The sequence below is a fragment of the Paenibacillus silvestris genome, from assembly GCF_009882985.1.
Taxonomy (GTDB): Bacteria; Bacillota; Bacilli; order Paenibacillales; family NBRC-103111; genus Paenibacillus_E; species Paenibacillus_E silvestris.
This window is the reverse complement of the sequence record NZ_WTUZ01000036.1, coordinates 1-13,350: the sequence shown is the minus strand read 5'-3', so window position 1 is coordinate 13,350 and position 13,350 is coordinate 1. Positions and strand designations below refer to the sequence as shown.

Here is a 13,350-nt window from a genome sequence, read left to right as displayed (position 1 = left end):
TATGGGAGAAGCAATCGTCCATGGGAGAAGATTCAGATTTACTTAACAGCAACGATAACTCGTTTGCTGATACGTGGTATAAGCTTCTTGGTGCCCAGCATGTAACGGAACATCAGATGAAATGGCCGGCAGAACGCGATTTCATTCGAGCCGATACCTTCCTACTTGTCGCATCGGCCGCCAACGAGGGACGTCTTATCGTGGATGGTCACTATTTTCCAATGCGTCCTGGGACTGTATTTGTGTGCAGACCTGGTCAACTGCTAGAAATGGGTCTGCATGTTGGGGATGAGCAAGGCTTTTATCTCTTGCGGTTCCAAGCGGTGGAGATAGCCGGTACGAAAGCTGTTGTAAAAAGAACACATCGATTTCCGGGGGAAGGCGAGGCCATTCAATTGTCGGCCCCTTCCGTCATTCCATTGTGCAAATCCGTTTGGACCCATTGGAACAATGGAAATGCTGCAGATCGCTTTCGCAGCGAGGCTGGCTTCTATGAGCTGCTCAGTCAGGTGTTCAAAAATCAAGAGCACAAAACAGAGCTGGCCCTGGAGTGTGCAAAGCTCATGTTAGAGCAGCATTACACGGAAGATATTACAATTGACCGGCTGGCTACGAAGGCAGGGCTAAGCCGGTACCATTTTATGCGGCTGTTCAAAGAAAAGTTTGGCAAAGGTGTTATTGAGTATGTGACGGATCTGCGCCTCATGGAGGCAAGACGGTTAATGGGTGAGCAGGCCAAGCTTTCACTCACGGATATTGCGTATAAAGTTGGCTATAAGAACGAAACGTACTTTAGCAATATGTTCAAGAAACATATAGGACTAGCTCCAGCTGTATATTTGAAAAATAGATCAACTAAAATCGCTGCCTACAGTTGGGTGAATATCGGTCAATTACTGGCTCTTCGTACGATTCCCTATGCAGCGCCTATCGATCAGTATTGGACAGATTATTATAGAAATAAATACGCCTTTGATGTGTCTGTACCGCTCAGCCATCATTATGATTTCAACAGAGAAGCTCTGCAAAAAGCGCAGCCTGATTATATCATCGGTGTCGACGCTTGGATCGATGCAGAGGAACAAGCAAGGCTCAAGCAGATTGCCCCTTCTCTGTTTCTGCCGTGGGAAGTAGGGTGGCGTCAACATTTGTTGCTGACAGCAGATTTCCTTGGCAAAATGAAGGATGCAACGAGATGGCTTCACAGTTACGATCAGAAGGCTGCAAGGATTAGGGAAACAGTGAAGAAAAGATTGCAGGACGAGAAGGTCATCGTTGTCGTGGTCGATAAGATGAGGATGTATTTCTGGGGGAGACATGCAGGAACTGTCCTGTACGATGATCTTCAACTTGCCCCGGCACGTCATATTGACTCTATCTTGTGGACGCAAGCGATTGAGGCTCACGACCTTGGCGCCTATGATGCGGACCATATGATCCTGAGCGTGCCTAAGGATGAGATTTCGCAGGCGACATGGCAGCGAGTCAGCCGATCTCCGGCATGGCTGGAACTGAAAGCTGTGAAAGCGAAGCAAGTGCATGCCACCGGGAGTTACGCTGGCTTGCAAGCCCCGTGGAACGAGTATAATGCGTTCTGTCATGACCGATTCCTCGATCTTATGTCAAAGCTGCTGGATATCCATGCTTAATCTAAAATAAGTAAAAGCCCTAACGGATAACCTTCTGTTAGGGCTTTTTAGGCTTAAATTCGATTCATATGCAGCAAGCAACCAATATGCTTGAAGCAACTTCGTTGATGGGTTCGGGCGTTTATTTCGCACAGAAACCCAAGCTTATCCGGCATTTTTGCAATCATAAGAAAGAGGTTATCTCAAATGCATAGTGTGACATCCTATCCTCAAGCATAATAGTTAGTAGATATGGCAGATCTGAAAGAGCACTGAGAGGGAAGGCGGGAGAATCAGATGAAGGAAGAGGACAAGTGGTCAGTCAAGACAGCGAAAACCATCATGAGGAGCACAAATGAAAGAGGCTATCATCCGGAACTCGAGCAAAGATGGATGTATGTGAATGGAATGACACTGAAAGCGTTGCTTCACGTGGGTGAACAGACGGGGGATGACACCTACGGCGAATATGTCAGGAAACACACGGACTTGTTCGTTCAAGAGGACGGGACAATCCGTACCTATACATTGGAAGATTATAATTTGGATCAAATTAATCAAGGCAAGGTGCTTTTTTCACTATGGAAAAAGACATCTGACAAGAAATATGCGCAAGCTGCTTCCGAGCTCATTCTTCAAATTAAAGGGCATCCGCGAACGAGCGAAGGTGGCTTGTGGCATAAAAAGATTTACCCGTTCCAAATGTGGTTGGACGGCTTATATATGGCGACTCCGTTCATTGCGGAGTATGCGAGGGTTTTCGATATCCCTGAGCTATTCGATGAGGCGGCGAGGCAGCTCCTCCTGGTTGAGCGGCATACCCGCGATCGTCAGACAGGTTTGCTGCATCATGGATGGGATGAAAGTGGAGAGCAGCAGTGGTGTGAGGCCACGACAGGGAAATCGCGGCATTTCTGGAGCAGAGGCATGGGCTGGTACGCGATGGCGATTGTAGATGCTTTGGAGCACTTTCCGAAGGATCACCCGCAGCGAGGGACGATGATGGGTGTTTTTGAACGGATGATGCATGCTCTTGCGCGTGTTCAGGACCCGATTACGGGGTTATGGTATCAGGTTTTGAATAGAGGCGAGGAGGGGACAAACTATTTGGAAGCGTCAGGGAGCAGTATGTTCGTGTATGCGGCTGCCAAAGGCGTTCGGCTGAAGTACCTTTCCGGCCCTTTTAAGGAAGTAGCTCTGAGAGGTTTCCAAGGCCTATTGAATGAACTTATCGAAGAAGATGCGAGTGGCGTACATGTTAACGGGATATGCCATGGAGCGGGACTTGGCGGTAATCCTTATCGAGATGGCAGCTTTGAGTACTACTTGGGGGAAAAGATTGTGAAGGATGCTCTGATGGGAATGGCGCCTTTCTTGCTTGCTAGTGTGGAAATCGAGCGATTACAAGGAGGGGAACGGAAATGAGCGTCAGTGAAAGTGAAGTTAGGCCAGTATGGTATGCCGATCTAGGTGATGGCACGTATCGCAATCCCATTCTATGCGCGGATTATTCGGATCCGGATGTGATCCGGGTGGGCGAAGTCTTCTATATGACGGCTTCCAGCTTCGTCAGCACGCCGGGACTGCCGATCCTGCATTCGAAGGATTTGGTTAATTGGACGTTAATAGGTCATGCGATTGATCAGTTGCCAGGCGAGTATGATGATCGTGTACGGCATGGCGACGGTGTGTGGGCGCCTGCCATCCGTTATCACGACGGGAAGTACTGGATATATTTCAGCGCTCCAGATGAAGGTATTTATATGACTACCGCCGATCATCCTGCAGGCCCATGGACAGCTCTGCACATGGTGAAGGAAGTGAAGGGATGGATTGATCCTTGTCCGTTCTGGGATGAGGACGGGCAGGCTTATTTGGTGCATGCCTTCGCCAAAAGCCGCTGCGGCATCAAGAGCAAGCTACAAATATGCCGGATGTCGCCAGATGGCACATCGCTGCTGGATGACGGCAGGATCATTTTCGATGGGACCGACAATCATCCGACAATTGAAGGGCCAAAGCTGTACAAGCGTGGCGGCTATTACTATGTGTTTGCTCCGGCGGGAGGAGTTGCAGTAGGCTGGCAGACAGTGCTTCGAGCTGAGAACATTTGGGGGCCCTATGAGGATAAAATGGTTCTTCATCAAGGCGATTCACCCATTAACGGACCGCATCAAGGCGGTTATGTGGAGCTAGAATCAGGTGAGTTTTGGTTTCTGCATTTCCAGGACCGCGAAGCATATGGGCGTATTGTCCACCTTCAGCCTATGAGCTGGGAGAACGACTGGCCTATCATCGGTCTTGATACAAAAGGTGACGGTATTGGCGAACCTGTTCTTGTACACAAGAAGCCGGATGTAGGACGTGCATGGCCGAGTAGAGTACCTGCAACTAGCGATGAGTTCGATCAGCCGGTTCTAGGCTTGCAGTGGCAATGGCAGGCTAACCATCGCCCACAGTGGTATTCGCTGACCGCGAACCCTAGTCATCTGCGGTTATATGCGCAGCCACTGCCAGCTGGCACATCAACCTTGTACAATGCGATGAACATCCTTTGTCAAAAGCTCCCTGCTCCGGCATTTACAGCAACGGTGAAGCTGACGTTTATTCCTGGCTTAGGCTCTGGCTTCGGCTCCGATACGGAGGAAGAGTTGGCGGGGTTGACGATTTTCGGACATGAGTATCGTTATTTGGCCCTTAAGTCAACGGAGGAGGGGCTTGAGCTCGTCTTCGCCACAGGAAGCGGCAGCAAGGAGTCATCAAGGGAACAAGTAATCGCGCGTGTGCCTGTAGCTGAATTAGCTCGAACGATTTATTTGCGAACAGTTGCCGTTGAAGAAGCGGTGTTCAGCTTTTATTATAGCTGGGATGACGTGGCCTACCACCGGATCGGGAACGAGTTTGCAGCGGTGCCTGGCGGATGGGTCGGGGCCAAGCTGGGGCTATTCTGTTTGCAAGACAAACAGGCAGACGAAACGACAAGCCAAGGCTTCGTAGATATCGATTGGTTCCGATTCAGCGATGAGAAAGAAGGGGGATCGCTATGACAAGCTCACAAGTAGAACGCAGCGAGACACATAACGGCTGGACCATGCCAGAGGTGCTGCTGCCGGAAATTCCTGATCGCTTGTTCAGGATAACGGACTTTGGCGCTGTCGGTGATGGGCATACAGACAACACGCAGGCATTCCAGCAAGCCATTCAGGCTTGCTCGGAAGCTGGCGGCGGGAGAGTAGTCATCCCGGCCGGTTTATGGTTAACGGGGCCGCTGAAGCTTGTCAGCCGACTAGAGCTGCATGCAGAAGCAGGGGCCTTGATCATGTTTACCAAGGAGTTTGCTAAGTACCCACTCGTCATGTCCAGCTTTGAGGGCATTCCTTCGGTTCGGTGTCAATCGCCGTTAGACGCTGAGGGGTTGGAGCATATAGCTATTACAGGCGAAGGTGTATTTGATGGCAATGGGGAAGCTTGGCGGCCGATCAAACGCTGGAAAATGACAGCGCTGCAATGGGAAAGCTTGCTGCAATCCGGTGGGGTTACCGATGCTGAGGGCGAGTTCTGGTGGCCATCGGTTGCCGCTATGAACGGTAGAGTACAGACAGAAAAGCTCGTTCAGGAAGGCATTCATGATCCGTTAGCCTACGAGGCCTATCGCGCATATCTTAGGCCGAATTTACTAAGCTTTCGCAGGTGCAAGCATATTTTGCTGGATGGTCCTACGTTCCAAAACTCGGCAGCATGGTGCCTGCACCCATGGGCTTCCGAACATGTCACGATTCGCAACGTGACGGTGAGGAATCCATGGTTTGCCCAAAACGGGGACGGGTTGGATTTGGATTCTTGCCGGTATGCCGTTATCGAAAACTGCAAGTTTGACGTGGGAGATGACGCCATCTGTATGAAGTCAGGCAAGGATGAAGCTGGGCGTCAGCTAGGAATCCCTTGCGAATATGTCACGATTCGGAACTGCATCGTTTATCACGGCCACGGCGGTTTTGTGATCGGCAGCGAGATGTCTGGCGGTGTTCGGCGCATTCATGTGTCGGACTGCACATTCATTGGTACCGATATCGGGCTGCGGTTCAAAAGCGCTCGCGGACGCGGAGGCGTTGTCGAAGAGATCGCTATCAGCCGAATTAGGATGACCAATATTGCCGGGGAAGCGATCTCCTTCCATCTGTTTTATGAGGGGATAGAAGGCTCGGGCAGTGCGAAGGAAGACGCGTTTCCTGTTACGGAAGGCACGCCGGTTTTCCGCAATATGACGATTGCGAATGTTACTTGTACAGGAGCTCAAACAGCGCTTATTGTGAATGGGCTTCCCGAAATGCCCTTGGAGAATGTGCGCATCAGTAACTTTCATGCGACCTCCGAGCGGGGGGTTATCGCACATTATGCGAAAGATTTGCTGCTGGATTGTTTGAAATTGCAAACAAACGTCGGTCCTGTGATCAAGCTGCATCAATGTCAGAATGTGGAGCTTATTGAGCTGGGGCAATGCAATTCTGCATCAGGAGAAAGTATGCTGGTTGTAACCGGTGCGGATTCCAAGGACATCCGATATGATCAAAAGAAGTAGCTGCTGTGCCTATATGCAGGAGATAACTTGTATGCTTGAAGTAACTTCCTCGCATGTCAAGGAGGACCCAACTTGAAGAAAACCCTTATCTTGTAAGGGTTTTTTCGTCGTATAACCCAAAAGTTATCTAAACCGTATAGTTTGAAGCTGCATACTCTGCTAATGTAAGCGATATCATTACCTGATCCTGGCTTGATGGGTCTGAATGAATATGTAATACTAGTCATATTACCAGTTGGAAGGTTGTGTGGATCTTGCATAAATATTTGCTTCGGCTCCTGGGGTTTAGTCTGATCCTAGGTGCGCTTCCTACCGTGTTTATCGGCATTGCTTCCTACTATATAGCCACCAAGGATGTTGAAGCGAAAGTCAATGAAGCGAATATGCAATTGCTTCTGCAAACACAATTGCGCGTGGAGCAGACCGTCAAGTCGCTGGAAGTGACCACCTTGCAATTTATTAATTCCGCACTTGTTAAAGAAGTGATGAATGAGTCACTGACGGGTGAAGATTTTATCCGGGTACGAGAAGTGATGACGGGGCTGTACAATCTGCAAGCCAAAGCGGTCATCTCAGAAGCCTATCTCGTGAATTTCGAGAAAGGCTGGGCCGTAACCTTAGATAACTTGAAGCAAGTAGATCAACTCGAGAATAAAAATGAACTGCTGCTGTATGCCAAGCAGCCTGAGAGCTTATTTTGGAATACACATTTGTTGAATCAAGTTCAGACCACTAGCGTGGAAGACGAAGGTGATAGACAGACAGCTAGTTCTAGTGCTAGTGCTAGTGCTAGAAATACGCTTAGTCTCGTTTATAAAATTCCCATTGTGCCCAAAACGAACACCCCTAAAGGCATGCTTATGGTGCAAGTTTCAGCTGATGAGATCCGTGGTGGACTGACTACAAACAATCAGCTCGGAACGAATTACGTGCTCGATCAGAAGGGGAACGCATTCTTATCCAAACCTGAGGATCAAGCCGCTTACCAAGAAATTAACACCATTATTACCGGTAAAATTAGCAGTGCTGCTGACAAAAGTGGTTTTTTTAAAGCGAAAATCGGGGATAAGCAGGTTGGGGTCACTTATTTGTCATCAGGGTATAACGCATGGACCTTCGTATCGGTTGTTTCCATCTCCGAAATGACACAGGCCAGCAAGAAAATCGGCTTGCTGACAGCAGCAGCTTGTGCGTTAATCCTGCTAATCGTTCTGGCCTTTGCATTTTACGGAAGTAAACGAATGTATTCGCCTATACGCAATTTGCTTGAGGTTACAAGTACTTACGAAGTAGAGCCCTCCGTGAATAGTCAGACTGGACAAAGAGACGAATTGGCGTACATTCAAGAAAAATTCCAATCACTGGCGGTATCGCGAGGACGATTGGAGAAGCAGATGCAGGGACAGTCGGTGCACTTGAAGGAGTTTTTCGTGCTAAAGCTGTTCACGGGTCAAATATCCGATGAGGATTTCAAGCATCGCTCGCACATGTATGGTTTTCCAATGGAATGGAACTCTCTTGGCGTACTGACCTTGCAAGTCGATCAGCTTCAGGAGACACGTTATCAAGAGCAGGATCGCGAACTGCTGCTGTTCGCTATTAACAATATCGTTGGCGAGCTGCTGCCGGCTCACACCCGGTTCAGTCCGATCCTGATGGGCGAATCGCAAGTCACTTTACTGGCTCTGGACACGATAGACCCGCAGGAGCTGAAGCATCTGTTCTACCAGACAGCGGAGCTTATTAAATCAAATGTGAGCAAATTTCTCCAGCTGCAGGTCAGTGTGGGCATCAGCAAGCCGTACCATAAGCTGTCAGAAACCGTTAAAGCCTACGGCGAAAGTCTAGTAGCTTTGAAATGCCGGATAAGTCTGGGACCCGATATTATTGTTCATTTTGAAGACATTGAAAGCAGTGAACGTGCGGAATCGGCGGTATATTCGCATCTGAAGCTTATGGAAGATCAACTGCTGCAAGCACTCAAGGATGTACAGCTCGAGAAAGCGATGGAAGTGTTTCAAACCTATTTATCGACGCTGCTGAATAAGGATGGCTTCCTACATGAACATCACATTCTGCTCTTGCAGCTGATGTCACGGATTCTGACCGTCGTTCAGGATCAAGGTATTTCGGTTAAAAAAGTGCTGGACGGCGACTCCGCTGTGGAACGTCTGCTTAAGCTCCAAACTAGAGAGGAAATCGCTATTTGGTTCCAAACGAGGCTATTTGCGCCCATTATCGTTATTTTATCGGAGAAGGCGGATTGCCAGTATTTGAACATTGCGGACCGTCTGGTTCGGATCATTCATGATCAGTACGATCAAGATATAACGTTAGAGTCCTGCGCAGCTCATCTTAGCTTCCACCCCGTGTATTTAAGCCGTGTATTCAAAAGGGAAATGGGCATTCCTTTTAGCGATTATTTATCGGACTACCGGATGAATATGGCAAAAGTGATGCTGGAAACAACAACGTTAAAAATTTCCGAAATCGGCGAGAAGCTGCAGTATAAAAATATCAGCGCTTTCATTCGCAATTTCCGCAAAACGTTCGGCACGACACCAGGCAGCTACAGGGAGCTGTTTGAAAGCAATAAATAAAAAGAGCTGTTTCCAAGAGTGATGATAATCACTCAAGGGAATAGCTCTTTTTTGGTTTTCTGTGGCATACGCGGAGTTATGCAGGAGGTATTGCCGTAGCGAATAGGGATGAGAGAAGGGGTATTCTCGCACAGAACACACAAGTTATCTGCTAGGTATATCTATCCATGTGCTCATGGTCAATAATCAAGGCATATCGGTTTCGAGCTGGAAGGAGAAGAGAGCATGAAGGAGACTGCGATAGAAACAGCTGCGCCTGTAACCCCTGGGCAAAAGCTGCGAAAAAGTGAATGGGTTAGAGACGTAATCAGAGATAAATGGCTCTATTATATGCTGCTTCCCGGTGTCGCGTACTTTTTAATATTCAAGTATGTACCTATGTACGGCATCATTATGGCTTTTCAGGACTATAAGCCGCATCTAGGGTATGCGCATAGCCCATGGGTTGGGCTGAAACATTTTCAGCGATTTTTTAGCGAACCCCAGTTTTGGATGCTTTTTCGAAATACGGTGTTATTAGCGATTTACAATTTGGTGTTTTTCTTCCCATTGCCCATTGTTCTGGCTTTGATGTTAAACGAGGTTAGAAAAGAGCGCTTCAAGCGGTTCGTGCAGACGTTGGTGTACATTCCCCATTTTGTTTCATGGGTTGTTGTCGTTGGGATTTTCTACATGCTGCTTACGACGGAAAACGGGATACTGAACGAGCTTTTATTCTATTTAACGGGTCAAAAAATTGCCTTTCTGATGGAACCGGAGTGGTTTAGAACGATGATCGTCTCCCAGTCCATCTGGAAAGAGGTTGGTTGGGGCACGATTATTTTCCTGGCAGCGCTATCGGGCGTTGACATGCAGCTATATGAAGCCGCAAGAATGGATGGCGCAGGGCGCTGGCGTCAACTCTGGCACATCACGCTGCCGGCCATCTCCAGCACGATCGTTATTTTGCTTATTTTAAGACTCGGTAACTTCTTGGACGCTGGCTTCGAGCACATCTTCCTTATGTTAGCGCCAACGAACCGGGAAGTCGGAGAGGTCTTCGACACTTATGTGTATATGAAGGGGTTAAGTCAAGGTCAGTTCAGCTACAGTGCGGCAGTCGGTCTGTTCAAATCATTGGTCGGACTCATTCTTGTACTAGGCTCAAATTGGATGGCCAAAAAATTCGGTCAAGAAGGCGTTTATTGATGCCGCTTGAGATGGAGGTTGCAAGACATGCAATACGATAAAACGCTTGGAAATCGCATTTTCAACATAGTCAATTACAGTTTGCTGCTCATTATCGCCATCGTCTGCGTACTGCCGTTTGTTTATGTCTTGGCGGTATCCTTCACAAGTCCCTCTGAGGTAGCTAAGGGCGGGTTGATTTTATTCCCAAAAGAGTGGTCGCTATCTGCGTACAAGTACATTTTCTCCACGGACACTTTGCTTCGCAGCCTCGGGGTTTCGATCTATATCACGGTAGTAGGTACGATTATCAATCTTGTTTTTACTGCTTTAATGGCGTATCCATTGGCTAAATCCAAGCTAAGAGGGCGTCAAACTATCCTCCTTGCAGTGCTGTTTACGATGCTTTTCAGCGGGGGCATGATTCCCACCTATTTCGTCGTCAAAGGTCTGCATCTCACGAATACGTTGTGGTCCTTAATGATTCCGAGCGCCATAAGCGCTTTTAACCTGATTGTACTCAAAAACTTCTTTCAGCAAATTCCCGACGGGCTGGAGGATTCGGCCAAAATCGACGGATGTAACGATATGGGTGTGTTATTCCGGATCGTGCTCCCGCTTTCGATGCCAGCTATGGCAACGTTTGCCCTCTTTTATTCCGTTACGCATTGGAATCAATTTTTCAACGCCATATTGTACATCAATGATAACGGCAAATGGCCAATTCAAGTGTTATTGCGAGAAATCATTATGTTGGCGCAAAGTCGGATTGGCGATTCAGGGTTTGATGAAGCTGAGATCCAACCGCTGACCATTCGAATGGCTGTTATCGTGTTTGCAACGCTTCCGATTCTGCTGGTGTATCCATTCCTGCAAAAGCATTTCACAAAAGGCGTCTTGCTCGGCTCTGTGAAAGGGTAACCTCACAAGCTATTTACGCTCTGCCTGTTCCTTTAAGGAGATAGGCGGAGATTGAAAATAGAGTATAATAAGGGATAACGAAAGGGGAAAGCTCGATGAAAAGAAATCAAGTGGCTCTGATGTTGGGAACGGTATTCATGTTATCTACGGTGCTGACTGCGTGCGGCGCAGATCCCAGCTCGGATGCTGGAACGAACGGGGCGCAAAGTACAGCTGCAGCGGAGGATAAGACGCCATTTCCACTCACGTTGGTTGTGAATCAAGTTGGCGAGGTTCCGGCGAAAGACAATGAGATTGAGAAGGCGATTAAGGCCTATACGAATACGAATTTACAAATCCAATGGATTCCGGCTTCTGCCTACGATGAAAAGGTTAATGTGATGATCGCCTCTGGCGAGCTTCCGAAACTCATTAAGCTCAATTATAGTAATCCAAGCATGATCAGCTCCTTGAAATCAGATTTGTTCTGGGAGATCGGTCCGTATCTCAAGGATTATAAAAACCTTCAGGCGCAGAATAAGCTGTTTTATGACAATATCGCCGTCGATGGCAAAATATATGGTGTACCGCTGTACCGCGATCTAGGGCGCGCCGTGATCCATTACCGCAAGGATTGGATGGATGCGTTGAACCTTCAGTCCCCGAAAACCCTGGACGATTGGTACAATGTTATTAAAGCGCTTACGCTGAATGACCCGGATAAAAACGGGAAAAACGATACCTACGGCTTAATGCTTGAGAAGAAATATAACCAGGATGTCAGCTCCACGTTGACACGAATTTCGGTCTCACAAGGCGGGCCGTCCAAATGGAAGGTTGAGAATGGCGTTTTTGCACCAGAGTTTGTGACTCAGCCTTTCTTTGACACGATGAAATTATTTAAACGCTTATACGATGAAAAGCTGATCAATCAGGATTTCCCTGTCGTTGACACCACGGAGGTGGACAAAGCCTACGAATCAGGCCGTGCAGGCATTCGGATTTCCGGTGGGAATGCGCAAAGCTGGCAGGATAAGATCGTGAAGGTCGTTCCGAGCGCCGTTATTGAGGCTGCTGCAGTAGAAGGACCGAGTGGCCGCCGAGTCCCTGGGGAGAGTGGCAATGCCGGCTTCTTGGCGATTCCCAAATCCTCTGTGAAAACAGAAGCGGAGTTCAAGAAGGTCCTCGCTTTCGTTGATAAGCTGTTGGATCCACAGATGGCGAATCTGATCGTGAAAGGTATTGAAGGCAAGCATTATGCGGACAAAGGCGAGTTTACAGAACCGCTTGATCGCGATGCAGATTTGAAAGAAGTGAAGCCATACCGGGATACACTGCCGCAGCGCGGGGAGAGCTATAATGTGGCGAAGGTGATGAAACAGCCGGATCTGTTCCGCAGAAGTCAGAAGATTGGCCAGACGAATGAACAGTATATCGTGCCGAATCCGGCGCTGACACTTAATTCGGCAACGTTCTCGGAGCGCGGCAAGGAATTGGAGCAGATGATTACAGATGCTGAAACCAAATTCATCATGGGTAAGATTGATGAAGCGGGTTGGAAAGCGGAAATCGAGAAATGGAAAACGGCAGGCGGCAACAAAATGATTCAAGAGTATCAAGAATCGTTGGCTCAGAGTCAGAAGAAGTAGGCTGCGGTGATGCAGCGTGATTGAAGCAGTCGCGGGAGTAGACTTCGGTAATGCAGCGTGATTGAAATAGTAGCGCCCCCAAGAACCTAGTGGATCTCCGCTGGGTTCTTGGGTTTAGCTAATTTGCGAGTGTGTTAGCAAGCAGGAGCGAGTAAAAATGCGGGAGAGGGAACGCAGGTATGCGGTAATCTCCCATTCTCATTGGATGAAATCCAACGAAAGGATGGAATTGGGGCTCAAAAAGTCATTCCTATTGGATGAAATCCAACGAGGGAATGTATTTTAGGGCTTTTTGGGTGCCCACGAGCCGCTCACGTTGGATTTCATCCAATGAAGTGAGGAATTTGTGGCTCTAGTATGGTGTTTCGTTGGATTTCTTCCAATGGGAAGAGAGGAGAAGAGAAGAGAAGAGAAGAGAAGAGAAGAGAAGAGATGCGGTCATAATCATGTGAGCCCTGGCCATATGCCAAACTCGCAGCTACAAGCAAACCTGCCTGCCACAAGCCAATCTCGCAGCTACAAGCAAACCTGCCCATCACGAGTAAATCTCCCTACTAATGGGAGGAACTGTGATTGACTCAGGCGATTCGGCGGTTGAGGGAACTATGGTCCGCTATTTTCGGCGGAACAGGGTATTTGGCAGAAGGAGGGGAACTACGTTCCGCTATTTCAATGCAAGATGGCCAAATTCAGCCTATTGCGGTCAGACCCCCTAATTCCGGAGAGTTGCTAACGAAAGTAACGATGCTCTTAGATTTCCTTTGTTTCTCTTTTCTTTTCGTTCATTTTCTTCTTTTAGACGGCTCGAATGTACTTGGCTAGCTGGT

Annotated in this window: 9 protein-coding genes; all 9 read left to right on the top strand. The window is 48.2% G+C overall.

Annotated elements, in window-relative coordinates; genetic code table 11:
• Positions 1-20 precede the first annotated feature (20 nt).
• The 9 genes from GQF01_RS27310 (at position 21) to GQF01_RS27270 (ending at position 13,345) form a co-directional block, all read left to right on the top strand.
• Positions 21-1,649 carry an AraC family transcriptional regulator gene (locus GQF01_RS27310; protein ID WP_161410120.1) on the top strand — a complete coding sequence of 543 codons (1,629 nt, stop codon included), beginning with the start codon at positions 21-23 and terminating at the stop codon, positions 1,647-1,649.
• Positions 1,650-1,970: 321 nt separating this feature from the next.
• Complete coding sequence (locus GQF01_RS27305) at positions 1,971-3,053, top strand: glycoside hydrolase family 88/105 protein (RefSeq protein WP_235960546.1); 1,083 nt, start codon at positions 1,971-1,973, stop codon at positions 3,051-3,053.
• Positions 3,050-4,675, top strand: coding sequence for a glycoside hydrolase family 43 protein (locus GQF01_RS27300; protein WP_161410118.1), 1,626 nt, complete (start codon positions 3,050-3,052; stop codon positions 4,673-4,675). Before GQF01_RS27305 ends, GQF01_RS27300 begins: the two co-directional genes overlap by 4 nt.
• Positions 4,672-6,207, top strand: coding sequence for a glycoside hydrolase family 28 protein (locus GQF01_RS27295; RefSeq protein WP_161410117.1), 1,536 nt, complete (start codon positions 4,672-4,674; stop codon positions 6,205-6,207). Before GQF01_RS27300 ends, GQF01_RS27295 begins: the two co-directional genes overlap by 4 nt.
• 245 nt (positions 6,208-6,452) lie before the next feature.
• On the top strand, positions 6,453-8,807 hold the full coding sequence (locus tag GQF01_RS27290; RefSeq protein WP_407945429.1) for a helix-turn-helix domain-containing protein: 2,355 nt from the start codon (positions 6,453-6,455) through the stop codon (positions 8,805-8,807).
• Positions 8,808-9,032: 225 nt separating this feature from the next.
• Positions 9,033-9,995 carry an ABC transporter permease gene (locus GQF01_RS27285; protein ID WP_161410115.1) on the top strand — a complete coding sequence of 321 codons (963 nt, stop codon included), beginning with the start codon at positions 9,033-9,035 and terminating at the stop codon, positions 9,993-9,995.
• A 27-nt stretch (positions 9,996-10,022) separates the two neighbouring features.
• Positions 10,023-10,895: a carbohydrate ABC transporter permease gene (locus GQF01_RS27280; protein ID WP_161410114.1), complete on the top strand. Its 873-nt coding sequence runs from the start codon at positions 10,023-10,025 to the stop codon at positions 10,893-10,895.
• Between the two features lie 95 nt (positions 10,896-10,990).
• Complete coding sequence (locus tag GQF01_RS27275) at positions 10,991-12,523, top strand: extracellular solute-binding protein (RefSeq protein WP_161410113.1); 1,533 nt, start codon at positions 10,991-10,993, stop codon at positions 12,521-12,523.
• A gap of 573 nt (positions 12,524-13,096) precedes the next feature.
• Positions 13,097-13,345 carry a hypothetical protein gene (locus GQF01_RS27270; protein WP_161410112.1) on the top strand — a complete coding sequence of 83 codons (249 nt, stop codon included), beginning with the start codon at positions 13,097-13,099 and terminating at the stop codon, positions 13,343-13,345.
• The last annotated feature ends 5 nt before the right edge of the window (positions 13,346-13,350 follow it).